This window comes from Mucilaginibacter sp. P4_E8 (assembly GCF_056401495.1).
This window is the reverse complement of record NZ_JBFUJG010000016.1, coordinates 13,140-40,100: the sequence shown is the minus strand read 5'-3', so window position 1 is coordinate 40,100 and position 26,961 is coordinate 13,140. Positions and strand designations below refer to the sequence as shown.

Genomic DNA, 26,961 nt, shown 5'->3' with positions numbered 1-26,961 from the left:
GTGTGGATGTGCAAATATGTAGATGTGCAGATGATAAGAAATTTAAGTAAATCCAGTTTAAGGTAAAAAAAGCTGCACATTTGCACATCGGCATATCTGCACATCACATTCCTGTTTATCTTTGCGCCCATGTCGGCACAAATTTATTCACCGTTCGAGCGTTTTAATTTCAGCAATAATAAATGTTTCCTGACCGGGCAGCCTTTAAATACTGAAGAAGAGAAGATCCAGGTTTTTCCGCAATGGCTCATGAGCCGCTACAACCTGGAAGACCAGCCCTTTAAACTGCTCGACGAAAGCATGGCCACCTACAAGGACCTTAAACTACCCTGCACCGCTGCAGTAAACGAGCAATTTCTGGAACCCCTGGAAGCCGAAATTTCCGCCGCCTTTGATGCCGGATACGAAGCCGTAAAACAGCTTGACGACCTGAAACTTTTTCAATGGGCAGGCAAATTGCTTTACGGAATTATATTTAATGAGATACAGGCCGGTATCAAACAGCAACATGCCCAGGGCGAAGAGTTTAACATGTCGCAGGCTATTATTCATAAGTTTAACCACCTGCATTTGATGCTGCAAAGCTTAAACCTGCCTATTGAGTTTGATGGTTTCAAGCCTTTCAGCATGGTTTTATTTAAGGTAGATAATGCGGACGATGTGTTCGGCTACCGCGATGAGATCAATACCCTGACTTTCTCGCTGCGGATAAAAGATTTCGGATTGATCATTTGCCTGCAGGATAATGGCGCTAATGCCAGCTATCACAAAGAAGCTTTAGAAAAGATCAAAGATCAAACCCTGCACCCCATACAGTTTGAAGAGGTAAATGCCCGCTTCTTTTATTCGGCCTACCTGTTTAACCGCCTGCCTGAGTATAATATTTTACCCGTTAACGATACCATTTATATAGAGGCCATGCCCCTGCGCGGTACCAGCACCAAACCCTTGTTTGACGACTGGGTAAATAAAATTTATGGTCAGGTGCTCGAAAACTTCTGGAAAAACTGGGGTTTCCTGCTCCTCGAGATCATCAAAAATCCCGAAGAGCCGATGAGCTTTTTATTTGATACCGATGGTAGGCCAATTAGTGCACAAGCGATTGCACTCGCTCGGTAATTTGCTGAAAAAAGCCAGGCAAAATACCGGGGTGAAAAATGATGGTGATCATCAACCCGCTAAGTGCGCCGTATAAGTGGGCGTCGTGGTTAATATTGTCGCGACTGTATTTGGAGGAATAGCTGCAATACACCAGGTATAATACGCCAAATATTACAGCGGGTATTGCAATTGGTATTGGCATGATCATCATTCCGGCCAGCGGATTATACAGTATCGCGCTAAAAACCACCGCGCTCACCGCGCCCGATGCACCAAGACTGTAGTAGCTATAGTTTTCTTTATGCTTGAGTACTGATGGCATATCGCTTAAAATTAAACTCACCAGGTATAGCACTCCAAACTGCCAGTGCCCCAAAAGTGGCTCCAACTGAAAGGCAAAAAAGTAAAACGACAGCATATTAAAAAACAGGTGCATCCAGTCTTTATGGACAAGCCCGCTGGTAATAATGGTATAAATATATTTGCCGCGCGAAACATTGTAAGGGTGTAGCATGAGCTTACCGTACAGGTTTTCGTTAGAGAAGGCTATTAACGAGGTGATGATAGTAATGACAAATATTACGCAGGCAACGGGAGCAGTAAGAAGGTTTTCCATTAATTTAAATCGAGTTTGGTATTGGTTAATAACCGGCCTACAGGATAGCGCATATATGTTTTTTCGAAATAGGGCGAGTTACGGTAAACAAAGAAAAGTTGTGCCTGGGCGCTGTTAGCCAGTTGCGGGTCTTTAGTTTTAGCATCGTCCAGTTTCTTTTTCAGTTCAGGGTCTTTTTTTAGCAGCTTGGCCGCAATGTCTTCAAAAACATAATCGGAGTAGTACTCTTTTTCGCCCAGCATGGAATCAAAAAAGTTCCAGGCAAAAAATGAATCGACCCCTTGCGGCTCCAGCGTTTCCACAATATAACGGTTAATTGGCTGATTAGTATATACCACATAATCGCCGGTATAAAATTTCACAGGCATATCAACCGGATTTAGCTTCACGTTATTGTACAGGTAATGCCCTTCAAATGGCTTTTGCGGAGTTTTATAATCGGTAATATAGTACATCTGCAAATTCAACGTAGTATCATGTGCCAGTTGATGCAGTTTTACCCCGTTTAGCTTAAACAGGTCGATAATTTTACCCCACGCTTGCGGAATTACATAAGCAACAGGCTTATCGGCAGTGGCGGTAACTTTGTAGGTGTTATAGTATTTTATGGTTTTGGTATAAGGCTTATCGCGGTCATAGTAAAGGCGTGTTAAGCCGCTAATTTCGCTGGGCTTATATTCGGCGCTGTAGCCTTTAAAGGTGATGGTATCCACTTTTTGCATATCAGCTGCCCAACCTAACGCGAATGTTTTTTGCTGCGTCACCTGTTCATCGGCTTTTTGTTTTAATTCACCTATCAGTTTGGCATCGCGCTGGTTAATATCAATCAGATGCTGCATAAAATCATACGTAGCATACACCCTTTTGTCAAAGGCCTTGAGCATGTGCGTTTCAGTAATATAGCTAATGATGTTATGCTGGGCGGCAAAACCGGTTGCAAAGCGGGGAGTTTCTAAAAAGCTCACAATGCCCGAATCTGGTAAACCTTCCTCACCGGCGCCATAAGGGATCATTTCGTAGCCACTTTTTTTCATGTGGTTGTATAGGTAGGGTGTAAGCGTTTTGGTGGTATAATCGGCCAGGATGGGGTTTTGTTTATCTTTTTGGGTTTCTATCAGGGTCATCACATACTGGTAGTCGGCGCCATCGCTGGTATGGTTATCCAGAAAAATCTCCGGTTTCCAGGTGGTTAATATTTTGGTAAAGGCAAGGGCATTGCGGCTGTCAGCTTTTATAAAATCGCGGTTAAGATCAAGATTACGGTAATTACCCCTGAAACCATAGGCAACAGGTCCGTTTTGGCTTACGCGACTTAAACCACGGTTCAGGCTGCCATCAATATTATACAGGGCTATTAAGCAAATTACCACATCCTTAGGCAGCTGATTTTTTTTAAGCAGATCGCGCACCAGCATCATACTGGCATCAATGCCTTCGGGTTCGCCGGGGTGTATGCCGTTGTTGATAAGCAGAACCCGCTTGTTTTGTTTTTTGATCAACGCCGGATCAAATACCTTATCGCGCGACAGTACGATGAGGGTAAGTGGTTTACCTATATCAGTAGTGCCGTAATTAAGCATTTTCATTTGCTGCGGATACAGCTTGTTCAGTTTTTGGTAATAATCAATTACCTGGGCGTAGGTGGCGGTGTAATTTTTATCCTTGCTCAGTTCAAATGGTGTTAACTGTGCTTTTACGGATAAACTGATAAAGCAAACAAATAAGGCCGATAAAGCTATTTTCATGAATTGTGTTAAAGCTCAAATATAGGGTTAAGTATAAAAAGCAGGCAGGTATGTAAGGGTATTTTTACTATAAAAAGAGTCAAGAGATAAGAAACAAGAGCCAGGGAGTCCGAAAATGGGTCTTAATTCTTATCTCTTGCTTTTATTCCAAAGCAGCAATTTCGGCCTGGATCTTTTTGGGCAGGCTTTGAACTACCAGTTCGTACGAGTGGTCAATCAGTTCGCAGAGTAGCTTACGGGTTAATGAACCATCCATATAAACGGTGTTCCACATTTTTTTATTCATATGGTAGCCGGGTTGTACCTCAGGGTATCGTTCGCGCAGGTCGGCTGCCCGTTCAGGGTCGCATTTGGCGTTGAAGCTGTTGCCGCTTTGAAGGCCTGTCAATAAAAACATTTTGCCGCCAACTTTAAAAACCAAAGTATCCTCACCAAAGGGAAAACCCTCTGTTGCTCCTGGTTTTTGCAGGCAATAATCACGTAGTTCTTCTATGTTCAAAATTTAAAATTCCTTATCAATTTGTTATAAGATACTGTATTGCCAAAATTATACCTAAAACCTATAGTAAAATGGGCATATTGATCAGGTGCGTTATTCTTGAATATTTGTGGATTATCATTGTATCCGTCAATGCCTTCGGCAAAAGTATAATTGTGTTCATAACCTATGGTGATGGTATAGCCCGGTTGATCATAATCGTCATAAATTTTAAACTCATAACCCAACCGGAGTGGTATTACCATGTTTATGCTTTTATCTTGCCCTTCAAAGCCAACGGTGGTGCCTATAGGCCCGTTTTGGGGGTATAAAGGCAAATTAGTTCGTTGTATATCAACCATTTTGTTGCTGATTGCGCCAATGCCGGTACCAATGTAAAAATTTTTCACGATGTTTAAAAAATCACTGTACGAGTAATCAATAATATCACCCATTTGCAAATCGGCATGTAAAATTAACGCCTTGTAATTGTTTTTATATTGCCTGCCAAATTGATCTTTATCAGGCGTGCGCCCTCCTCCTGAAAGTGTCCCGAACTGAAATTCAAGAGCTATTGGCAGATATGGATTATAATTGTAGGCGATATTAAGGTTAAATATGGGATGATAATCCTGCTTCTTTGTATCGGCATAGGCTTTGCCATAGCCAATACCTCCGCCCCATCCCCATTCATAATAATTATAACCGCTTTGCGCTTTTGCGGTAGTTATAGCGAAAACCAGAGCGAAAAACAGAATAAATTTTTTCAATGTTAAATTTTAATCAATATTTACAAAGAAACCAGATGAACATGGTTGCTGATAAAATTTTACTAATATAGCCTTATGAATTTCAGTTCATCACTAAACTTCACGGTAACCGAACGCTTTTTGCGTTATGTTACCCTTGATACGCAATCAGACCCCTCTTCTGTTTCGTTTCCATCAACAGAAAAGCAAAAAGATTTGGGCAGGCTACTGGTTGAGGAATTATTAGCCATTGGTGTGAACGACGCGCACCTGGATGAGTATGGCTACGTATATGCCACTATACCAGCTAATACTGATAAGCGGGTGCCTGTAATTTGTTTTTGCTCGCACATGGATACCGCGCCCGATTGCAGTGGAAAAAATGTTAAGCCCATTGTTCATAAAAATTATCAGGGACAGGATATTGTACTGCCTGATGACCACGCGCAAATTATTAAACAGGCCGAGCACCCCGACCTGAAAAACCAACTGGGCAATGATGTGATCACCGCCAGCGGCACTACTTTGTTAGGCGCTGATAATAAAGCCGGCGTGGCCGAAATTATGGATGCCTGCTACCAGCTGATGAACCATCCCGAAATAAAACATGGCAACATCAGGATATTGTTTACCCCGGATGAAGAGGTAGGCCATGGGGTTGATCATGTGGATATTGCCAAACTGGGTGCTTATGCGGGTTATACCATGGATGGCGAAAGTGCCGGTAATATGGAAAATGAAACATTTTCGGCCGATGGAGCCAGGCTTACTATACAGGGGGTTAGTTCGCATCCGGGCTTTGCCAAAGGTAAAATGGAAAGTGCCATAAAAATTGCCGGTGAGATCATTGCGGCACTACCTGCTAATCWGTCGCCTGAGCATACGGAAGAGATGCAGGGATTTATACATCCGGTACAGATAGAGGGACATGTGGAAACCGCCGGTATTGATTTTATTATTCGTGATTTTGATGAGAAAAAATTAAGTGACCATGCAAACGTTATCCGCAATACAGCCGATGAGGTATTAAAAAAATTTCCGGGATCATCCTACGAATTAACAGTAGCCCAGCAATATCGCAACATGAAAAATGTGCTTGACCAGCATCCGCAGATTGTGGAGTATGCCATGGAGGCCATTAACCGCACCGGCCTAACTGCAAAACTTTGCAGTATAAGAGGTGGTACCGATGGTTCAAGGTTATCATTCATGGGCCTACCGTGCCCTAATGTTTTTGCGGGCGAACATGCCTTTCACAGCAAGCAGGAGTGGGTATCGGTACAGGATATGCAAAAAGCGGTTGAAACCATACTGCACCTGTGCATGATATGGGAAGAAAAGAGCTAAAAAAGATATTAGTCTAAACAAATGTTAATATGTACACCATCAGAACAGCAACTATAAATGATATAGAAACCATAAGGCAGATAGCCGAACAAACATGGTGGGCAACCTACGGCCCTATATTGGAGCGGGAACAGATAGTTTTTATGCTGGGCGAGATTTATTCGGAAGTTAAGGTAAGGAGCCAGATAGAAAATAACCTGCAAACCTATCTTTTGCTGCTTGAAGATGGGCAGCCGGTAGCCTTTGCGGCCTACTCACCCCGCGAGGAAAATGCCGATATTTATAAGTTGCATAAACTATACTGCCTGCCGGTAACGCAAGGTAAGGGGTATGGTAAAATACTGATCAACGAAGTTGCCCAAAAAACCACCGACGCCGGCAAACACATATTGGAACTCAATGTAAACCGATATAATAACGCCAAAAGCTTTTATGAAAAAATGGGTTTTGCCATTGCGTACGAAGAAGATATATCAATAGGTAAGTACTGGATGAATGATTATGTGATGAGGAAGGAATTGTAACGATTTAAAGAAAATTTGGGCATTTAGTTTATAATGGATAATTTCAAGTCTTATCCTAAATTCTTATGCAGTCATTTCCGAGTTCAAGATCTAAGCTGAAATTAAAAATATTTGGCTGGTACCAAATAATTGGGGGAATAGTAGGCCTTTTAATTACCATTTGGCTCTTAGCTCATACAGGGCAGATAAACGGGTTGTTATTATTATTCATTTTGATTGCTTTTGGGCTTTATGGATTCTCCATTTATTGCGGCAGGCTGTTACTTACAGACAACTATTCCAGGGGACTTGGTTTATCAATCATTAATCAGGCACTTCAGATAATACATTTTGCTATGCTTGGTTATGCTTATCAATACGCGTCGGGTTTAATGTTTGAATTAGGAATGGGCATAAATCATGGGCTCAAGTTTAACTTTAATTTTGCGCTTAACTCCATTTGGCAATTATCAATAGGTACAAATAACAGATCATTTCTTTTGGCGATTAACCTTGTAGCTATTTATTGGTTATATTTCATTGAAAAATTAAGAATAGCTATAAAACAAGAGCAGGCAAATATTGAAGAATTGCAACATGACGATGGCTTGCAACTGGATAAGTTAGGAAATGATGATGAACTTACAGATAGTCAACCCGCGTTATAAATTTTAACCCATCTGCTTCTTATACTCTTTTTTCCAATCAAGATAGCCCAGCAGGGCCATGGCTACGTATATAGCATACATCATAGCGGTTAGGTGCAAATCTTTAAAGATATATATGCCTACATAAATAATATCTACAAAGATCCATATCAGCCAATTTTGTAAAACTTTGCGTGCTAAAAGGTACTGGGCCGCTAAACTACATGCCGTACAAAAACTATCCAGATAAGGGAACGAAGCCGTAGTGTACTTTAAAACCGAACCTAATATACAGGTGAATAAAACTATGGCGATAGCTGACAGGATAACCTCTCTTTTGCTGATGAATGTAACGGGTGTTTTTTTCTCATTAGCAGGCCTGCGGCTCCAATGGTACCAGCCGTAAATATTCATGGCCATAAAGTAAAACTGCAGGCCCATATCGGCATAAAGGCGGGCTTCAAAAAAAATAAAGATGTAAATGCCCACGCTTATAATTGCAAAAGGCCAGTTCCAGATGTTGTTTACCGCGGCCAGGTATACACAAAGTAAACCGGTGATAACGCCAATGATCTCGGGCCAGGTTTGATGGCCCCACCATTCCTGGAGGAAATGAATGATCTGCATTGATCAAATATATTAAAAAAGGGCCGTTAAGTATGACTAACAGCCCTTTGCGTTTTTATTGCTCCCCCTTTAGGGGGCAGGGAGGTGCCTACCAGATCTTTACGCGCTTATCCGGATCCAACCACATTTTATCGCCCTTTTTAATATGGAAAGCCTCGTAAAACTCCGGCACATCGGTAAATGGGCCATTAACGCGCATAAAGCCGGGTGCATGTTCATTGGTCAGTATCTGACTGGATAACGACTCCTTGCGCTCCTGCCCAAGCCAACCCAAAGAATAGCCCAAAAAATAACGTTGCAATGGAGTTAGGCCATTGATCGGTTTCCCTTCTTTATACTGCTCGGTCTTTTTAAATGCATCAAGGCCAATTACAATACCACCCAAATCGGCAATGTTTTCGCCTTGTGTGGCTTTGCCATTAACATGCAAACCATAAATGCTATAGCCATTAAACTGGTTTATGAGCATTTGGGCCCGTTGGGTAAACTTTACCGAATCCTGCGGTAGCCACCATCGTTTTAAATTCCCTTTTGCATCAAACAGCCGGCCTTCGTCATCAAAACCGTGTGTCATTTCGTGCCCAATGGTTGATGCCGCGGCATAGCCATATATAACCGCATCGTCAATGTCCTCGTCTCTGGAGCCCGGAATAGTGAATATGCCTGCTGGCAATACAATTTCGTTGTTTGATGGATTGTAATAGGCGTTATAAGTTTGTGGTGTTATACCCCATTCGGTGCGGTCAACCGGTTTGCCCAGTTTGGCGGCGGTGTATTTATGCCACCAGTTATTGGCGCGCATTACATTTAAAGCATAAGGCCCGCGGTTAATTCCAAGGGTCTGAAAATCTTTCCACCTATCAGGGTAGCCAACCTTTGGCATTACTTTACTTAGTTTGTAATAGGCCTTTTCCTTTGTTTGAGGACTCATCCAATCCAACTTTTCAATATGTTCCTTAAAGGTCGCGCGCATGGTTTCTACCAATTTAACATAGCGTTCCTTTGTTTTTTCAGGGAAGTATTCTTTTACAAATATTTGCCCCAATACTTCGCCCATTAAATCGTTCTCGGTATCCAGCACCCGTTTCCAGCGGGGCAGTTGCTCTTTATTGCCATTAAGCACTGTGCCGTAAAAGCGGAATAGTTCCTGATCAAAAGGTTTGCTCAGATAAGGGCCAAAAGCGGTCACCAGGTTTTTACGCAGGTAGTTTTTCCAGTCATCAATACTGTAGGTTTTCAGCGCTTTATTTAAGGCGCGGTAATACTCAGGCTGGCCAACAATAACGGTATCAACATGCTTGTAGTCCATTTTTTTAAATGTTGATGCCCAATCAACATCCGGACTTAGTTTGCCTAAACTGGCTAATGGCATTTTATTATAATTATGGTAAGGATCGCGCAGATCTTCCAATTTACGACTGCTATCGGCCAAAGATCTCTCCAGCTCGTACACCTTCTTAGTTGCTGCTATTGCCACATCGGGTTGCAGCCCCATGAGTTTAAAAATTGCAGGCAAATGCTTTTGCTGGTAATCAGTACGTACGGCAACGCTATGTGCATCCGTATTAAAATAATAATCGCGATTGGGCAGCCCTATGCCCGACTGATCAAGCTGCAAAACTATTTTATCGCTGTTCTTGCTGTCCTGCCCGGGGTAAGCCCCAATAGGAGTTTCTACCCCAATATTTTTAAGATGTGCAAATTCCTCTATCAATCCTTTAACGTCATTTACCGCGTCAATTTTGGCCAGCTCATCTTTAAGGGGCGATAAACCTTGCTTTTCAATTTCAACGGTATCCATGCCGCTGTAATAAAAATCACCTATTTTTTGAGTATTGCTGCCTTTAGGGGCATTGGCTTTAAGGGCATCCTCGTTTATTTTCTTCATGCGGTCGCGCAGTTCTTCTTCTACCACATTGCCAATTCCCCAGGCCGCATATGCTGGTGGTATCGGATTTTTCCTGAGCCAGGTGCCATTGGCATATTTAAAAAAATCATCGCCGGGTTTTACCGTGGTATCCATGTTTTTAAAAACCGGATCGTTATCGGCATAAACTTTTGTTTTATCCTTACAGGCAGCAAGCAGTAACAAGCTAAGTGCACCTGCTGCAATTGCCCGGGTAGAACTTTTTTTGATCATAAATTTTTAAGTGTATGTTATAAAATACAACGGATGTATGGAATAGTAGAATATGAAATAGCAATTTAATAAAAAAAATACCTTTTTAATATATGCCTTGAAAAAAACCGGCCAAAGAAACATCAAAATAGTAACAAACTTTCCTTAAAGTATCCAACCTGATATCTATCTTACCTGACTCTAACCGGGCAATATTGATATTGGTTTCGGTAAAAAACTTTTCCTGGGTTACCTGATTTTGCCTCCTCAGGTTTTTAATTTGGAGAGCTACTTTTTTCTTAAAAGCATCGTCGGAGTTGCTAAGATATTCAAAATCAGTAAGTAGCATGGTTGGGTATGGCTCTTTAGTAATTAGGTAACAATGTGGCGTGACAAATAAATAATATTATGTAATTAAAGTTCAGGAAAAATATTGGTAATAAATATATGTCTGAACAAATATTTACTGACGTTTAGGTGAGCTTGTTTTAAAAATTGTGGCAGCAAAATTGTTTACTTCAATTCGCCCTGCATACGATCTGTGAAAAAAAAATTAAAATCACCTACCTGTGAAAAACTTTTTTTGAATTCTCAGACGCCCAAGTTGAGATTTTTTGTTCTTTGTTTTGGGTTTAATCAATAGTTTAAATTAATTAGGGGAAAGGGAGCTTTGAAAAAAGCTCTCTTTTTTTGTGCAATAATTTTTACTATGCGTGCATAGTAATCACTATATTTATTTTTTTAAATATTATGCATTTCGAATTTACAGAAGAACAGTTAATGATACGCCAGGCAGCGCGTGATTTTGCACAAACAGAATTAAAGCCCGGTGTAATTGAGCGCGATGAACATCAAAAATTTCCGGCCGCGCAGGTAAAAAAAATGGGCGAACTGGGATTTTTAGGAATGATGGTTTCGCCGCAATACGGTGGCAGTGGTATGGATGTTATATCATATGTGCTGGTAATGGAGGAACTTTCGAAAATTGATGCCTCTGCATCGGTAGTGGTTTCGGTAAATAACTCACTGGTTTGTTACGGCCTTGAAAAATACGGCACCGAAGAGCAAAAGCAAAAATACCTGGTACCACTGGCCAAAGGCGAAGTGATTGGCGCGTTTTGCCTTTCAGAACCTGAAGCCGGTTCAGATGCCACTTCGCAGCGCACCACTGCTGTTGACATGGGCGATCATTATCTGCTTAATGGCACCAAAAACTGGATCACCAACGGCAATTCGGCATCAACCTATTTGGTGATGGCCCAAACAGATGCCTCTAAAAAACATCATGGCATTAACGCGCTTATTGTTGAAAAGGGAATGGACGGTTTTACCGTTGGTCCTAAAGAAAATAAAATGGGCATACGCGGTTCTGATACCCATTCGCTCATGTTTACCGATGTTAAAGTACCTAAAGAGAACCGGATAGGCGATGAGGGTTTTGGATTTAAGTTTGCCATGAGCACCTTAGAGGGGGGCCGTATAGGCATTGCTTCACAGGCTTTGGGAATAGCCTCAGGAGCTCATGAACTTGCCGTGCAATACGCAAAAGAGCGTAAGGCTTTTGGTAAAACCATTGCCGATTTACAAGCCATTCAATTTAAACTGGCCGATATGGCTACTGAAATTGAAGCCGCGCGTTTACTATGCCTTAAAGCTGCCTGGTTAAAAGATCATGGGCAACCTTATGTGCAGGCCAGTTCAATGGCCAAACTTTTTGCTTCGGAAGTGGCTATGCGAACAACTATTGAGGCAGTGCAAATTCATGGTGGTTATGGTTTTGTTAAGGAGTACCATGTAGAACGCCTGATGCGCGATGCAAAAATTACGCAGATATATGAAGGTACCTCTGAAATTCAGCGGATTGTGATTTCGCGCGAAGTGTTGAAATAGTTGACTTGTTTAGCCTCATCCTGCCCTCTCTTTTTGAATGGTAATAGCCCATTGTTGGACAGACGGCGAGAATTAAACGCGATATCGACTCACCCCGACATCGCTGCGCTTGTCACCCCTCTCTACGCTTTGCGTAAAGAAGGGATTTCAACATTTTTTTCCTTTACCCTCTTTGCGGCGAAGCCGGAGAGAGGGTGATCCAGCGAAGCGTAGACCGGGTGAGTCAACTGTGGAGGAGAGGGTTCAAAATTGCGAAATTAAAGCCCGCTCCTTTGGAAAGGATTATTACATGAGGACTTCGCCGTTTAGGTGAGGCAAAATAGTTTGAAATAGTTGACTTGTTTTTATACTTTTGACAAAGTATATCAACTTAGTAGACTATTTTAAAGAATGAATTTTAAAACAATAATAACCACCTTATCATTTGCTTTGCTTTTACAGCCAACGTTTGCTCAAACCAAACTTAAAACGGGCTTATGGCGAGGTGCTCTTAAAACAGCATCAGGTACCGAGATCCCTTTTAATTTTGATGTAAAAGATGTAGCAGCTAAACAAGAACTGGCTATAATTAATGGCGCCGAAAGATTTRAAGTAACGGATGTTACCACCAAAGGCGATTCGGTTTTTATACACATGCCTTTATTTGACTCCGAATTTAAGTTGAAATTAGATGGCGGCAATTTAAAAGGTCAGTGGGTAAAACACCTGGGCGAGCGTGATGCCGCTGTTGAATTTTCGGCCACACCTAATACGGCATGGCGATTTGTAAAAACACCGGATAAACCGACTTATAATATAGGAGGTAGGTGGGCGGCTGTTATGGGCGAAGGCGAGGGACGCGATACTACTGTTGGCGAGTTTAAACAGGATGGCAACAGACTTACGGGTACATTTTTAACCACTACCGGCGATTACCGCTTTTTGGAAGGAACAGTATCTGGCGATAAATTATACCTGTCGTGCTTTGATGGCGGCCATGCATACACCTTTACCGCCACCATTAAGGATGCACAAACTTTAATTGATGGTAAGTTTTATGCCGGAGCCACCTCTGTACAGCCTTGGACAGCGGTTAAGGATGAGAATGCCAAATTGCCTGATGCTTATTCGCTTACCGCGCTTAAACCGGGATATAAAAAAATAGATTTTACTTTTAAGGACATTAATGGTAAGGAAGTTTCATTGCAGGACGCCCGATATAAAAACAAAGTGGTTATTGTACAGATCTTAGGGTCATGGTGCCCTAACTGTATGGACGAAACGGCCTACATGGTGAACTACTACAAAAAGTATCAATCTAAAGGGGTTGAAGTTATTGGTCTGGCTTATGAGCGTACCACCGATTTTGAGAAATCAAAAAACGCGGTGCTGCAAATAAAGAACCGGTTTAATGTGCCGTATCCATTATTGATAACCGGTTACACCAGTAACAAGGTTGAAACGGCTAAAAGTTTGCCCATGCTAACTAAAGTGGTTGGTTTCCCTACCACTATTATTATTGATAAAAGCGGCGACGTACGTAAAATTCATACCGGCTTTAGTGGCCCCGGTACCGGCGAGCATTATACTGAGTTTATCAGTGAGTTTGAAAAATTGACGGATGATCTGTTGGCTGAAAAGGGGACTTCTTTTTCAAAATAAAGTAAGTTAGTAAAATAATTCTCGCTGATTGTCATTTCGACCATAGGGAGAAATCTTATACAGTTAGTACATCCTGCGTATAAGATCTCTCCTCGTACCTCGTTCGAGATGACAGTTGTATTAAGTATTTCTTAATTTAATGATTTTCTTCCTCGTCAATTTTAGAGATAGCAGAGATAGGGCTTAAAGTTTGTCCCACTCCAAAATAATCTTCCAGTTCATTTAGGGTTGATGAGCTGGTGGCTATATCTTTAATAATGATGCCCTTTTCCATCAGTAAAATACGGTCGCACACATCGGTAATATGGTTAAGGTCATGGCTGGATACTATGTTGGTAATGCCCTGGTTCCTGTTTGCCTCCTTTAGCATGTTTTTAAGCCTGAACTGTGTGCTGGGGTCGATATTGGCAAAAGGTTCATCCAGCATGAGTAATTGCGGGTTTTGCAGCAGGCATGATGCCACCCCAACCTTGCACTGGTTACCTTTTGATAGATCGCGGATATATTTGCCCCTGTTCAAGATCTCATCGTTAAAAAAATCGCCCAGTTTGGCTAAAGCTTCTTCAACCTGAGCCCGGCTTTGCTGGTGCAGGCCGCCAATAAAATAGAGGTATTCTTCGGGCGTGAGGTAATCTATTAAAAAACCTTCGTCAAGGTACGATGCGGTATAGGTTTTCCAGTTTTCATGACCGGCCACTACTTCGCCGTTTGATAATACTTCGCCGGTCTCGGGGCGTATCAGATCAAGGATCATGCGGAACAGCGTGGTTTTACCCGCGCCGTTGTTGCCCACCAGGCCAACACTTTCACCTTTGCGTATCTCCAAATGCGGCACATCAACAACGGTGATGCCGTTATAAACTTTTTTAAGACTCTTTATCTCAATCATATTATTTATTTCTGAAGCCTTCGGCTATCTGGTATCGTTTAGTGTAAAAATCGACTTCCAGTTGTTTTATCCAATAGTTACGGGTTAGTAAAAATGTTACAGCTATTGCCGCCAATAAAGCCAGGCCTATGTCCGGGTGTTTAAAAAGGGCTAACGGACCGTAAAAGATATAAGGCGCTATTAAAAGCGGAAATGTGAGCAATAGCTGGGTAGCGCCCACACCTTCCCAATTGAACGATGCGCCCTTTGACAGATCGATGCGCTTAAAATTACGGTTGGCAAAAAACAGCACTATGGTGGTATTTATCCCGATGTTCCATAAGTACATCACAAAGTGGACCAACAAAACATGCCATCCAAAATATACATAAGGAGTGGTTAATAAAAAGGCCGCGGTTGATACGATGGTGAACAACAGGTATTTGGCCTTCACAAAATCGGTAAAGCTGATGTTGTTCACCAGCAAACCATCAAAGTGCGATGCCTGCCAGCTAAACATAAACTGACCGTAATTGATAATGAATATACCCGTCATGAACATACCTGCAAATATTTTAAATCCCTCGCCATATTCTTTTTGGGTATAAAATATCAGTCCGTAAAACATAAAGAACAGGCCCATAATGAGGGATGACCTTGACCGTTTATTACGCAACACCAGCTTAATCTCGTTAGCTGCCAGATCGCCAACGGCACCAAAACGGGCAAGGAACGGGATATCGGTATTGCTTTTATATGTTTTTATTTTATGCGCGGTAAGCTCTTCGAGGTATAGGTTTTGTTTGAGGTATAAAAAGTTAAAATAGTACATGACAACCCCGAGTACCAATGGTATTACTGCCAGGGCGGGTATGGTGAGTAAACGCCCGAAGAACGCGTAAGATATATCGTGCAGGGAGTATAGGTGCCATTTGAAATCGCAGGTAGTGATTAGTATTAAAACAATAGCGGCAATCAGGAATACCCAGCCATTGAGGTTTGATCTTCTTTTAATATAAAGCGCCAGGTAGTTGTTAAATACCGTAAGACCGATAATGGCAACCACAAAGGCAAATGAAACCAGCAAGCCCGAGTCGGTTGCTACAACTTTAAAAACAAAGGGGAAGAATAGTACAAACGGCCAAAGATTAAATACAGATAAAACCGCGGTTAAAGCCAGATAACGCACCAGGGTGTTGCGCTTAATGGGTAAATGCAGGTAAGGCTGAACCCGTAGTGTAGGCAGTTCCTGCAGCTGCAGGCGCATCAGCAGATCGAATAAAAAATAGATCAAAATGATACCGCAGAATGATTTTACCAGGTCGTCATTTGGAAAAACTTCTTCTAAAATCTTATCTAAAAACACGCCTACAAATAACACATTCAGAAACAGGTAAAGGATCAAAATGCCCATTACCACGCGTATGGCTATACTTTTGCCCGTGTTTTTTGACCGCCAGAAAGCTTTTAACTCATGCCTGATAAAGGTAGATATCATGTGCTGTTTTTAAAGGTAATTTTTGGTTGAAGATAATGAAACGGGAGTCGAGTATCAAGTACTTAGTATCAAGATTTCTATACACTTTGGTGGCTGCTTTAAAATATAATAGGGATAGATGATAAAAGTGGTGACAATGTTTTGTCAGCAGGATTATTTATTTAAGTGGTTGATTATCAGTAGATAATTGGTGTTCACGAGCGTTCATGGGTGTGGATATGAACACTTACGGGCATATAGAAGCTATTATGAAACCCGGATGGAGTATCAACTAATTAGTATCATGTATCAAGATAGCTTTTAGAGCGATGCGATAGTCTCCCCAAAAATCTTGATACATGATACCAGCTACTTGATACTAATTTTAATACTTATACCTGTCGCCCCAAAGTTTTTTCAACTTCTCTTTTGATTCATTTTCTTTTGAATTGTTACCTGGTTGGTAAAGTTGGGTGCCTTTAATAGCATCGGGTAAAAAGTCGAGCTCGGTAAAATTACCTTCATAACTATGGGCATATTTATAATCTTTTCCATAGCCTATATTTTTCATAAACTTAGTAGGGGCGTTGCGCAGGTGCAGCGGAACAGGGAGGTCGCCGGTTTGGCGTACCAATGCCATTGCCGCCCCAATTGCCGTGGTTGCCGAATTACTTTTGGCCGATGTTGCCAGGTAGATGGCTGTTTGCGATAATATAAGCTGCGACTCGGGCATACCGATCTTGTTCACCGCTTCAAAACAGCTTTGCGCCAGTAAAAGGGCATTTGGATTGGCGTTCCCTATATCTTCAGATGCCAGGATCAGCATACGGCGGGCAATAAACAGAGGGTCCTCGCCACCTATGATCATGCGGGCCAGCCAGTAAACCGCGCCGTTAGGGTCTGATCCCCGCATGGATTTGATAAAGGCCGATATGATATCATAATGCTGTTCGCCGGTTTTATCGTAAAGCGCCATGTTTTGCTGTACATGCTCCAATACCACCTCGTCGGTTAAAGTTATTTCGGGGCTATCAAAGGCGTTTACCAGCAGCTCGAATATATTGAGCAGCTTACGCGCATCGCCGCCTGAAAGGCGCAGCAATGCTTCATGGTCCTTTATGATGATTTTTTTATCCTGCAACACTACATCATCTTTCATGGCCTTATCCAACAGGTTTAAAAGGTCTTCTTCGGCCAGTGGTTGCAAAATATATACCTGGCACCGCGATAGCAAAGCCGAGATCACCTCGAACGATGGATTTTCGGTAGTGGCACCTATCAAGGTTACTATGCCGCGTTCTACCGCGCCCAGTAAAGAATCCTGCTGCGATTTGGAGAAACGGTGTATTTCATCAATAAACAATATGGGTAGCGTTTCGCCTTGTTCTTTTAATAACGATGCCTTTTCGATCACCTCCCGCACATCTTTTACACCAGAGTTGATGGCACTTAATGAAAAGAACGGACGGTACAACGACTGCGAAATGATATAAGCCAGCGTTGTTTTACCCACCCCTGGCGGCCCCCAGAACAACATGGATGGCAGCGTGCCCGATTCGATGGCTTTGCGCAAAACCGCGCCCGGCCCTACAAGATGTTTTTGCCCAACATAATCGTCGAGCGATTTTGGGCGCATACGTTCGGCTAAAGGAGGCAGATTGTTCATATTGGTAAAATTCAGAAAACTAAATGCTAAATCCTAAAAAAATTAGTAATTTAATCGGCGCTAATAACTACAACATGTCATTACGAGACAGAAGCAATGTTTTTAGAAAAGTATTTAGACCTTGTTCTTTTTAGGATTTTGCCGGTTATCAATAAAAGCGATCAGTTCAATGGATTGACTTTTAGGCTTTATTCTGTAAACCAATGAAACTTGTTTGATTATTACACCGATATGTGTATGTTTTATTTTGGCAGATTTACGAAACATTAAAGGTTGGGTCTGTAACGTTTCGAGATACTCATTTACACGAGCCGTGAAACTGAATATCTCTTTTTCTGTCCAGTGTTCTTCTAAATAAGCTATTCTTCTGCCAAATGTTTGAACAGCCTTTTTAGTCCATATTATTTCAATCCCCATTTCCCGAATAGTTTTACCACTTCGGCATGAGGAACAGTTTCGCCACGATCTGCTTCGGCCAAACCCTCCATCACATCTTTTTGCTGCTCATCACTCAACTCATCGAACCAATCAGCTTTTCTACCCGATAAAAAGGCTTTTACATCCATGATCAACCCTTCATCATTAGTATTCATGATGGTTTGTAAAAGATTCAGTTTCTCGGCTTGAATGTTCATGCTATTCAATTTAATGCTAAAATAATTATTTATTTTGTCAAAAGCACATCAATTGATCAATAACAACCAAATGCTTAAACAGTTTAACCAATCCAACTACCGCGCCATCTGTGATGAACTTGCCGCTGCCGATGCTGATCTGGCCAATATCATTAATACCCATGGTTACCCGCCGTTATGGTCGCGGCCGAATACATTTGAAACCCTTGTACATATCATTCTGGAGCAACAGGTGTCGCTTGCATCGGCACTATCAGCATTAAATAAACTGCGGGAGCGGGTACAGGAAATTACCCCGGCAAGGGTGCTGCTGCTTACCGACGAGGAATTTAAAGCTTGTTATTTTAGTCGTCAAAAAACTACTTATACCAAATACCTGGCCGAGGCCATCATCAGCGGGCAGATCAACTTAACCGAATTGGAGCAATTACCTGATGATGTGATCCGCGCCAAGCTTACCGCCCTGAAAGGCATAGGCAACTGGACTGCCGATGTATACCTGATGTTTGTGCTGCAACATGCCGATATTTTCCCGGTTGGCGACCTTGCCGCCGTAAACGCATTAAAAAGAGTAAAGAAATTATCCAAAGAAACCACAAGGGAAGAATTAATTGCAATGGCTGAACAATGGCAACCTTACCGTACGATAGCCTCGATGCTGTTGTGGCATTATTACCTGTCAGCTCCAGCCCCCCGGCCCCCTAAAGGGGGAGCTTTTTGATTAGCATGTTTAATCCAACTATAACAAACGAAATAAATGAACAACGCCCGGCTCAAAGAGCCGGGCGTTTCAATAAGATTTTCAAAAGCTCCCCCTTTAGGGGGCCGGGGGGCGTCTACACGTTAAACAACCCGTTCCTTTCCTGCTCCTGGTAGTTTTGTACGGTTTCAATGGCGTTGTCAACCACATCGCTTAGGGCGGTGATAAACGTGCCTGGTTTGGCAAGGCTCATCGCGTGTTTAATGGCATCAACCTCTTTTGGTATTACCTCAAATGGTTTATTGGCATCAACGGATTGAATACCTTCTGTAAGCAGGCTCAAAATATTTTCGGCAGTACGACCACGCAAGTGTTTTTCCTGGCGCAGGATGATATAATCAAACATCTCGGCAGATATTTTGCCCAGCTCGCGGATGTCATCATCGCGCCTGTCGCCGGTCCCTGCTATAATACCAATCTTGAGTGGAGAGTCAATATGGCTTAAAAATGCCTTGATACCATTATACCCATCAGGATTGTGCGCAAAATCGATCATGAAACGGAAATCCCTGAACTCAAAAATGTTCATCCGTCCCGGAGTTTGCGCTGCTGAAGGGATAAAGGTTTCCAGCGACATTTTAATATCTTCAGTTTTAAATCCCCATAAAAATGCAGCCAGTGTGGCGGCCAGCACATTCTCAATCATGAACGGAACTGTACCACCAAAAGTTAGCGGGATCAGGATAGTACGTTGTACACGGATCTTCCAGTCGCCTTTTTGTATGGTAATAAAACCGTTTTCGCAAATGGCAGCAATGCCGCCTTTGCGGCAATGCGATTTGATGATCGGGTTATTCTCGTTGCGGCTGAAATAGGCAATATTACACTCGGCCCTTTTGCCAATACGTACACAATGTTCATTATCGGCATTTAAAACACCCCATCCATCCTTTTTAACGGAGTTAAGTACTACACTTTTCACCCTTGCCAGATCGTCAAGGGTGTGAATATCTGCCAAACCCAAGTGGTCTTCCTGTATATTGGTTACCACGCCTATATCGCAAAAACCAAAACCCAGGCCCGAACGAAGGATGCCCCCGCGAGCGGTTTCCAGTACGGCAAAGTCAACTGTAGGGTCGCGCAAAATAAACTCGCTGCTCACCGGTCCGGTAGTATCACCCTTGAGCATCATGTTGTTCTGCACATAAATACCATCAGAGGTGGTAAAGCCCACCCGGTGACCATTGTTTTTTACAATGTGCGCAATAAGGCGGGTGGTAGTGGTTTTACCGTTAGTGCCCGTTATAGCAATAATAGGTATCCGTGCCGATTTACCGGTTGGATAAAGCATATCCAATACATGCCCGGCAACGTTGCGCGGCAAGCCCTCGCTCGGCGCAATATGCATCCGGAAGCCAGGCGCGGCGTTAACCTCAAGTACCACACCGCCATTGTCGGTAAGTGGTTCGGTCAGGTTTTCGGCCATGATATCAATGCCGCATATATCCAGACCAATAATTTTTGAGATGCGCTCACAAATGAAAATATTTTGCGGGTGAACATGGTCGGTAACGTCAACAGAAGTACCACCGGTGCTTAAGTTGGCGGTTGATTTTACAAACACCTTTTCGTCTTTTGCAGGTACGGTATCAAGCGTGTAATCTTTCTTTTCCAGCAGGTCAAGTGTATCGCGATCAATCGCAATAAGTGTAAGCACGTTCTCATGCCCGTAGCCGCGGCGCGGGTCAGCATTCTCTTTATCTATAAGTTGCTGAATGGTTGATGTTCCATCACCCATTACATGCGCGGGATCACGCAGGGCGGCGGCCACCATTTTATTATCGATCACCAATACCCTGAAATCATAGCCGGTAATAAATCGTTCTACAATTACCTTGGATGATATTTTGGCGGCATGTTCATAAGCAGCGATAGCATCTTCTTCAGTTCTGATATTGATAGATATACCACGTCCGTGATTGCCATTAAGCGGCTTAAACACCAGCGGGAAACCCACTTTACGGATGGCTTCGACCACGCCTTCAATGGATGAAATGGTGATGCCTTTGGCAACAGGGATAGCCTGTTCCTGCAGCATCCGTTTGGTTTCGTCTTTATTACTGGCAATATCAACAGCAATGCTGCTTGTTTTTTCGGTCATAGTGGCGCGAAAACGTACCTGGTTTTTACCATAACCCAACTGTACTAACGATTGGTTGTTGAGCCTGATCCAGGGAATATCGCGGGCAATGGCCTCTTCTACTATGGAGCCTGTACTTGGTCCCAGGCGGGTATTTTCACGGATCTCGCGCATTTGCTGAATATCAGTGTCAAGGTCATAATCCTCGCCCTTGATCAATGCCGCTGCGATACGTACTGCCGATTCTGCCGCGAAAACGCCAACTTTCTCTTCCAGATAAGCAAATACTACATTGTATACGCCTCTGGTTTTGGTTTCGCGGGTGCGGCCAAAGCCGGTATCCATTCCGGCAAGTGTTTGAATTTCGAGTGCTATATGTTCAATAACGTGGCCCATCCAGGTACCCGCTACCACCCGCTGAAAAAAACCTCCGGGTACACCAGGCGAACAGCGATGGGTATACAGGCTGGGCAGCAGATTTTCAAGCCGTTCATAAAACCCGTCAATTTCGTTGGTGGGCTTATGCTCCATCTCCTGCAGGTCAAGCCGCATTTGTATTAATTTTTTACGGCGGATGCTCCAAATGTTTGGTCCGCGCAATACTTGTATATTCTCGATCTTCATACGTTGATTACAAAACTTTAAACCGGCTTAATTTCTTTAAAACTATAAAACTTAATAGTGTAAATAAAACTTTATAGGTAAAAAGGCATTAAATGTTTACAAGAGCCTGCGTATGTGCAGGTTTTTATCTTAATTTGTATTAATATATTGTTAAAATTATGATTGTCCCGAAAGGAAAACTAATAATTATAGGCGGAGCAGTTGATATGGGGAGTAATGTTACCATTCAGGAGCATATATTGCAACCCGATTATATTAAATTTTTTGAACAGGGCATTTTAAAGCGCATCATCACCGAATCTGCCAAACATGAAGGCTCCTTAATTGAAGTAATAACTACAGCATCCCAAATTCCGGAGCTGGTTGGCAATGAATACATCAAGGCTTTTGGCCAGTTAAATGTTACCAATGTTAATGTGCTGCACATTAAAAGTCGCGAGGACGCGGGCAACAAGGAATACCTTGACCGTATCCGAAAAGCCGATGTAGTGATGTTTAGTGGTGGCGATCAGCTTAGACTTACCGCCATTTTTGGAGGCACCGAGTTTTTACAGATATTAAAACAGCGTTACGTAAAAGAAAACTTTGTAATAGCAGGTACATCGGCAGGGGCGGCAGCCGCTTCAACCCACATGATCTATCGCGGGCAAAGTAACGAAGCATTGATCAAAGGTGAGGTACAGATCACTGCAGGTCTTGGTTTTATTGATTCGGTAATTGTTGATACCCACTTTGTTCAGCGGGGGCGTATTGGCCGTTTAATGTATGCTGTAGCTACCAACCCGGGTATTTTAGGTATAGGCCTGGGCGAGGATACCGGTTTGTTGGTAACCGAAGGTAGTATGATGGAGGCTATTGGATCGGGCTTAATTATTTTGGTAGATGGCCGTAACATTGTGGCAACCAATATTTATGATGTAGAAATAGGTTCGCCGGTTTCTATCGATAATCTGAAAGTACATGTGATGTCTATTTTTGATAAATATGATCTGGCTCAGCATCGTTTGATCATCAAAAAAACGGTTAAAGTGGAAGATGGCGTTTTTATACACGCACCCGATAACGGTAACCTGCTGCAATAAATGACCCCCATCCAAACCCTTCCCGGAAAAAGTGTTTTAAATTCACTGTAAGCAGAGGGGGCTCCATTTCGTTACAGGAAATAAACCGCTCATAAAAGAGTTATAGTTTATACAGCTTTTGGATCAATCAACCCAGCTCAAAATGAAGATCATTATACATGGCGGTTTCTTTAGCGAATCGCAAACCAACCAGGAAATAAAGCAAGCCAAACAAGAGGCTTTAAGGGAGATAGTGGAATTAGGTTATAAATACCTTTTAAATCATACCGCTTTAGAAACGGTGGTTTATACCGTGCGCCTGCTGGAAGATTGCGAGCTTTTTAACGCGGGCACCGGTTCGCAGATCCAAAGCGATGGACGCATACGGTTAAGTGCCTCCTTAATGGATGGTAAAACCCAGCGTTTTTCGGGTGTTATTAATATTGAGGATGTAAAGAACCCCATTTGTATAGCCGAAAAGCTGTTGGATTATGAGGACCGTGTTTTAAGCGGTAAGGGTGCACGTGATTTTGCCACTAACAATGGTGTAACCTATTATAACCCCGAAACACCGCAGCGCCGCCATGAGTATGAACAAAAACTAAGAGACTCTATAAGACTGGGCACCGTGGGTTGTGTAGCACTTGATTTATATGGTAACCTGGCTGCGGCCACCTCAACCGGGGGCAAAGGCTTTGAGATACCAGGCAGGGTAAGCGATTCGGCAACTACAGCGGGCAATTATGCCAATGGTTATGCCGCGATTTCATGCACCGGGGTAGGTGAGGATATTGTAAGCGGCTCCGTAGCTTCAAAAATTGTTACCCGCGTTACCGATGGTATGCCCATATCCATGGCCACTGATAAAACGTTTGATGAATTAAAACCATTTGATGGCTTTGCGGGCATTGTAGGTATATCAGCCGAAGGTCATATTTATCATGCCGATACCCATCCTTATATGGTTTGGGCTCTGCATGATGGCGATATAGAGATTTTTGAATAAATTAAAATTATTAATTATAACATTGTGTTAGTTTCTTTCGTTAAAGGAGCTGGTTAAGCAAATTGCCTGTTACAGATATTGTTTAACTGCAATATATTATTATATTTGTTTATCTGATTGATTTATATTAAGCCCAGTCAAAGATTAAATGAGATTCATTTTACTTCTAATCTTATGTTCCTTTAGCCTGTCTGTGTCTGCACAGTGGTATAAGTATAACCCATTTAAAAAGCATACCCGCTATCCGCAAATTGCCCTTTTAAAGGATAATTCCATAAAAAGATTACCCATTGTCCAAATCACAAAAAGCAAGATCCAATATGCGCAAATTGTGCGTACCCCTTACTCGCTTTTTTTGATGGAGGCATCGGTAATGAAAACAGCCCAGCATAACATGCGTTTCCGGGTTTATAATTCTGCCAGTTATAATTTTAGTGACCTTGCTCAAATGTACCTGAAACAAAACAGGCTATCAGAAGCTAAGTGGTATTTGCTGCAAAGTTTACAGATATCGCGCCAGCAAAATGATAACCGGCATACCATTACCAACCTTATAAACCTGGCTGCGGTAAAAACCGGCTATGGCGATTTTACACAAGCTAAACAGGATCTTGCTGAGGCACGTACCCTGGCCAGTTCACTTGGTCTTACTATGGATGTAGCCGCGGTAGATAAGCAAATGCGCTATCTGCAGGATAACAAAAGCACGCTAAAAACAGAGATTCGCTATGCCGAAACTGCTGATACAGACCCCAAAGCAGCTATAAAATAAATTTTTTATGTAACATTAGCGTAAAATGCTGAGGGTTGTATACTACAACTAAAACATTATCGTATAATTGTTATTGTAATTAAGAGACAGCTTTTTGACTGTCTCTTTTTATTTACATTAGCAAATAAATATTAGGCACAAATATTGATGTTTTACACAACCCCCGATTTAATTAGAGTAAAAGATATGTTTAAGAAAGTATATTTAGTATTGGTGCTGGCCGCTGCACTTGCCTGCAAAGCATCACCATCAAAACCTATAAAAGTTCCCGGTTCAACCGATCTCCAACCTGATGAACAACAAAGTGTTGTTTGTAAGCAAATCGCATCCCTTATATCAAATTATAATTATAAAAAGGTTGATCTGAATGATTCAGTATCAACAATTATTTATGATCGTTATTTAAAAGCGCTTGATGAAAATCACAGTTATTTTTTAGCGTCGGATGTTAAGGATTTTGAAAAATATAAGACCGTGCTTGACGATGATCTGAAAAGCGGCAACCTGAATGATGCCTTTTATATATTCAATGTTTTTCAAAAAAGATACATTGAGCATGTAAACTACTCATTGGCACAGCTTAATAAAAACTTCGATTTTAATAAGAAAGAAGAGTTTGTTTATGACCGCGACAAATTGCCATGGCCTGCTACACAAGCCGATATGGATGCTATGTGGTCGCAGCGTGTAAAATATGATCTGCTTAACCTGAAATTGGCCAACAGCGATATGGCTAAAAATAAGGAAACTTTGAAAAAGCGCTACCAGAACTTATTGTCGCAAGCCAATAAACTGTCAAACCAGGACGTTTTTCAATATTTTATGGATGCCTTTACCGAGGCTATTGATCCGCATACCAACTATTTTAACCCATCAAACGCGGCAAATTTTAATATCGAAATGTCGCGTCAGTTAGAGGGTATCGGAGCATCTCTTCTCACTGAGAATGAGTATGTGACCATTAAAACGGTAGTTCCGGGTGGCCCGGCTGATAAAAGCCACCAGATAAATATTGACGATCGCATTATTGGTGTTGCACAAGGCAAAACCGGCGAGTTTCAAAACGTAGTAGGCTGGCGCATTGAAAATGCCATAGCCTTAATACGTGGTACCAAAGGTACTGTTGTTAAGCTTGAAATATTACCGGCAGGTGTTGGTGCTGGCGGCAAACCAAAAGTTGTTGAAATGGTACGCGAAAAGATCATTTTAAAAGATCAGTCGGCTAAAAAAGAGATACGCACCTATAACAACAATGGAAAAACCGTAAAAATTGGTGTGATTGCTATACCGGCTTTTTATATCGATTTTAATGATTATAAAGCAGGTAACCCTAACTATAAAAGCACTACGCACGATGTTAAGCTGATCTTAGATACCCTAAAACGTGAAAATGTGGATGGTATAGTGATCGATCTGCGCGAAAACGGTGGCGGTTCACTGATGGAAGCTATTGAGCTTACCGGTTTGTTTATAAAAACCGGTCCGGTAGTACAGGTTAAGGATACTAAGGAACAAATAGATGTTGATAAGGACGATGATCCGGGAATATCTTATACAGGCCCTATGGGTATCCTGGTTGACCGTTTCAGCGCTTCGGCATCTGAAATATTTGCAGGCGCTATACAGGATTACGGTCGCGGCCTGATACTGGGCACCCAAACCTATGGTAAAGGATCGGTACAAAGTGCAATTGACCTTGACCGTGTGTTAGGCTCGCCTATCCGCGACAAAATTAACCAACTGGCGGGCGGTGGAAATAAGAAAGTATCAACCGGTAGTCAAAGTACTTATGGCCAGCTTAACTTAACCATTGCCAAGTTTTACCGCATCAGTGGTAATTCAACACAACATAAAGGTGTAATGCCCGATATTCAGTTCCCATCATTAATTCCGTTGGATAAATATGGTGAGGATACCGAGCCATCTGCAATGCCTTTTGATATCATCGCCAAAACCGATTATACCAAAACTGGCGATTTTACAGGTGTGTTACCACAAATTAAAAAACTGCATGATCAGCGTATGGCCACCAGCGACAGTTATAAATACATGCTGGAAGATATTGCCGATTTTAAAAAGCATGATACTGAAAACAGCGTAACCCTTAACGAGGCTGAGCTAAAGAAAGAACGCGATGCTGATGAGAAAAAAGCATTGGATCGCAATAACCTGCGCCGCGTTGCTTTAGGTTTACCAGCGCTCAAAAAGGGACAATCAAAACCTAAAAATGAGGACCTTGATTTTGTAAAACGCGAAGCCGGCCAGATCATGACCGACTATATTAGCCTGGAACCAAAATTGACAAGCGTAACGCCGCAGTAAAGGCCCCCCAGCCCCCTAAAGGGGGAGTTCTTGAATTAACATATTTAAGCCTGGCTCTTTTAGAGCCGGGCTTTGTTGTTTTATAATCACCCGTCATTGCGAGGAACGAAGCAATCTCTATGCTATACAGGGTAAATAGAAGAGTTTAGACCATGGTAAACTGACCTGCCTGTGTAGAGATTGCTTCGTTCCTCGCAATGACGCGTTTTTTATTAACGCGATTTAAG

At 42.3% G+C, this 26,961-nt stretch carries 24 protein-coding genes; 11 read left to right on the top strand and 13 right to left on the bottom strand.

The genetic code is table 11. The annotated features are described in order from the left end of the window. Positions 1–129 precede the first annotated feature (129 nt). On the top strand, positions 130–1,119 hold the full coding sequence (locus tag AC1DRQ_RS09570; protein ID WP_477423917.1) for a hypothetical protein: 990 nt from the start codon (positions 130–132) through the stop codon (positions 1,117–1,119). On the opposite strand, the gene AC1DRQ_RS09565 is transcribed toward AC1DRQ_RS09570, so the two are convergent. The 4 genes from AC1DRQ_RS09565 to AC1DRQ_RS09550 all read right to left on the bottom strand — a co-directional run bounded on the left by AC1DRQ_RS09565 (position 1,088) and on the right by AC1DRQ_RS09550 (position 4,710). Continuing rightward, a complete protein-coding gene (locus tag AC1DRQ_RS09565) occupies positions 1,088–1,717 on the bottom strand; it encodes a rhomboid family intramembrane serine protease (RefSeq protein WP_477423916.1) in 630 nt (209 codons plus the stop codon). The two genes, AC1DRQ_RS09570 and AC1DRQ_RS09565, sit on opposite strands and share 32 nt — an antisense overlap. Then, on the bottom strand, positions 1,717–3,462 hold the full coding sequence (locus AC1DRQ_RS09560) for a M14 family zinc carboxypeptidase (RefSeq protein WP_477423915.1): 1,746 nt from the start codon (positions 3,460–3,462) through the stop codon (positions 1,717–1,719). Before AC1DRQ_RS09560 ends, AC1DRQ_RS09565 begins: the two co-directional genes overlap by 1 nt. A 142-nt stretch (positions 3,463–3,604) precedes the next feature. Continuing rightward, a complete protein-coding gene (locus AC1DRQ_RS09555) occupies positions 3,605–3,961 on the bottom strand; it encodes an MmcQ/YjbR family DNA-binding protein (RefSeq protein ID WP_429400773.1) in 357 nt (118 codons plus the stop codon). Continuing rightward, positions 3,958–4,710 carry a hypothetical protein gene (locus AC1DRQ_RS09550; RefSeq protein WP_477423913.1) on the bottom strand — a complete coding sequence of 251 codons (753 nt, stop codon included), beginning with the start codon at positions 4,708–4,710 and terminating at the stop codon, positions 3,958–3,960. Before AC1DRQ_RS09550 ends, AC1DRQ_RS09555 begins: the two co-directional genes overlap by 4 nt. 75 nt (positions 4,711–4,785) lie before the next feature. Here AC1DRQ_RS09550 and pepT point away from each other — a divergent pair, with 75 nt between their 5' ends. The 3 genes from pepT to AC1DRQ_RS09535 all read left to right on the top strand — a co-directional run bounded on the left by pepT (position 4,786) and on the right by AC1DRQ_RS09535 (position 7,207). Next, complete coding sequence (gene pepT / locus AC1DRQ_RS09545) at positions 4,786–6,036, top strand: peptidase T (RefSeq protein ID WP_477423912.1); 1,251 nt, start codon at positions 4,786–4,788, stop codon at positions 6,034–6,036. 29 nt (positions 6,037–6,065) lie between these two features. After that, positions 6,066–6,560, top strand: a complete 495-nt coding sequence (locus tag AC1DRQ_RS09540) for an N-acetyltransferase family protein (RefSeq protein ID WP_477423910.1) — start codon at positions 6,066–6,068, stop codon at positions 6,558–6,560. Positions 6,561–6,625: 65 nt separating this feature from the next. Then, the gene (locus AC1DRQ_RS09535; RefSeq protein WP_477423908.1) at positions 6,626–7,207 is read left to right on the top strand and encodes a hypothetical protein; all 582 of its coding nucleotides are present in this window, start codon (positions 6,626–6,628) and stop codon (positions 7,205–7,207) included. A 3-nt stretch (positions 7,208–7,210) separates the two neighbouring features. Here the strand turns inward: AC1DRQ_RS09535 and pnuC are convergent, their stop codons facing one another. The 3 genes from pnuC to AC1DRQ_RS09520 form a co-directional block, all read right to left on the bottom strand. Then, positions 7,211–7,813 (bottom strand): nicotinamide riboside transporter PnuC, encoded by a 603-nt coding sequence (gene pnuC / locus AC1DRQ_RS09530; RefSeq protein WP_477423906.1) that lies wholly within the window; start codon positions 7,811–7,813, stop codon positions 7,211–7,213. A gap of 88 nt (positions 7,814–7,901) precedes the next feature. After that, on the bottom strand, positions 7,902–9,953 hold the full coding sequence (locus AC1DRQ_RS09525) for a M13 family metallopeptidase (RefSeq protein WP_477423904.1): 2,052 nt from the start codon (positions 9,951–9,953) through the stop codon (positions 7,902–7,904). Positions 9,954–10,038: 85 nt separating this feature from the next. Beyond that, on the bottom strand, positions 10,039–10,281 hold the full coding sequence (locus AC1DRQ_RS09520) for a helix-turn-helix domain-containing protein (protein WP_183557205.1): 243 nt from the start codon (positions 10,279–10,281) through the stop codon (positions 10,039–10,041). Between the two features lie 401 nt (positions 10,282–10,682). Here AC1DRQ_RS09520 and AC1DRQ_RS09515 point away from each other — a divergent pair, with 401 nt between their 5' ends. Then, positions 10,683–11,822, top strand: a complete 1,140-nt coding sequence (locus AC1DRQ_RS09515; RefSeq protein WP_477423902.1) for an acyl-CoA dehydrogenase — start codon at positions 10,683–10,685, stop codon at positions 11,820–11,822. Positions 11,823–12,212: 390 nt separating this feature from the next. Beyond that, positions 12,213–13,463: a peroxiredoxin family protein gene (locus tag AC1DRQ_RS09510; protein ID WP_477423900.1), complete on the top strand. Its 1,251-nt coding sequence runs from the start codon at positions 12,213–12,215 to the stop codon at positions 13,461–13,463. Between the two features lie 136 nt (positions 13,464–13,599). Here AC1DRQ_RS09510 and AC1DRQ_RS09505 read toward each other — a convergent pair whose 3' ends face one another. From AC1DRQ_RS09505 to AC1DRQ_RS09485, 5 genes are all read right to left on the bottom strand, one after another. Then, complete coding sequence (locus AC1DRQ_RS09505) at positions 13,600–14,352, bottom strand: ABC transporter ATP-binding protein (RefSeq protein ID WP_477423899.1); 753 nt, start codon at positions 14,350–14,352, stop codon at positions 13,600–13,602. A 1-nt stretch (position 14,353) separates the two neighbouring features. Then, entirely contained in the window at positions 14,354–15,829 is a 1,476-nt protein-coding gene (locus tag AC1DRQ_RS09500; protein ID WP_477423897.1) for a DUF5687 family protein, read from the bottom strand. 364 nt (positions 15,830–16,193) lie between these two features. Next, entirely contained in the window at positions 16,194–17,474 is a 1,281-nt protein-coding gene (locus tag AC1DRQ_RS09495; protein ID WP_477423896.1) for a replication-associated recombination protein A, read from the bottom strand. A gap of 114 nt (positions 17,475–17,588) precedes the next feature. Next, positions 17,589–17,891 carry a type II toxin-antitoxin system RelE/ParE family toxin gene (locus tag AC1DRQ_RS09490; protein ID WP_477423894.1) on the bottom strand — a complete coding sequence of 101 codons (303 nt, stop codon included), beginning with the start codon at positions 17,889–17,891 and terminating at the stop codon, positions 17,589–17,591. Then, a complete protein-coding gene (locus tag AC1DRQ_RS09485) occupies positions 17,876–18,109 on the bottom strand; it encodes a hypothetical protein (RefSeq protein WP_477423893.1) in 234 nt (77 codons plus the stop codon). The genes AC1DRQ_RS09490 and AC1DRQ_RS09485 overlap by 16 nt, the downstream gene beginning before the upstream one ends. Before the next feature lie 34 nt (positions 18,110–18,143). Between AC1DRQ_RS09485 and AC1DRQ_RS09480 the strand changes: the two genes are divergently transcribed. Next, positions 18,144–18,830, top strand: a complete 687-nt coding sequence (locus AC1DRQ_RS09480) for a DNA-3-methyladenine glycosylase family protein (RefSeq protein ID WP_477423892.1) — start codon at positions 18,144–18,146, stop codon at positions 18,828–18,830. A 115-nt stretch (positions 18,831–18,945) separates the two neighbouring features. On the opposite strand, the gene cphA is transcribed toward AC1DRQ_RS09480, so the two are convergent. After that, positions 18,946–21,573, bottom strand: a complete 2,628-nt coding sequence (gene cphA, locus AC1DRQ_RS09475) for a cyanophycin synthetase (RefSeq protein ID WP_477423891.1) — start codon at positions 21,571–21,573, stop codon at positions 18,946–18,948. 158 nt (positions 21,574–21,731) lie between these two features. On the opposite strand from cphA, the gene AC1DRQ_RS09470 reads away from it, so the two are divergent. The 4 genes from AC1DRQ_RS09470 (at position 21,732) to AC1DRQ_RS09455 (ending at position 26,734) form a co-directional block, all read left to right on the top strand. Beyond that, positions 21,732–22,655, top strand: a complete 924-nt coding sequence (locus AC1DRQ_RS09470) for a cyanophycinase (protein WP_477423889.1) — start codon at positions 21,732–21,734, stop codon at positions 22,653–22,655. A gap of 142 nt (positions 22,656–22,797) precedes the next feature. Further along, complete coding sequence (locus tag AC1DRQ_RS09465) at positions 22,798–23,640, top strand: isoaspartyl peptidase/L-asparaginase (RefSeq protein WP_429400789.1); 843 nt, start codon at positions 22,798–22,800, stop codon at positions 23,638–23,640. A gap of 148 nt (positions 23,641–23,788) precedes the next feature. Further along, the gene (locus tag AC1DRQ_RS09460; protein ID WP_429400790.1) at positions 23,789–24,412 is read left to right on the top strand and encodes a tetratricopeptide repeat protein; all 624 of its coding nucleotides are present in this window, start codon (positions 23,789–23,791) and stop codon (positions 24,410–24,412) included. A 186-nt stretch (positions 24,413–24,598) separates the two neighbouring features. Beyond that, the gene (locus AC1DRQ_RS09455; protein WP_429400791.1) at positions 24,599–26,734 is read left to right on the top strand and encodes a carboxy terminal-processing peptidase; all 2,136 of its coding nucleotides are present in this window, start codon (positions 24,599–24,601) and stop codon (positions 26,732–26,734) included. The last annotated feature ends 227 nt before the right edge of the window (positions 26,735–26,961 follow it).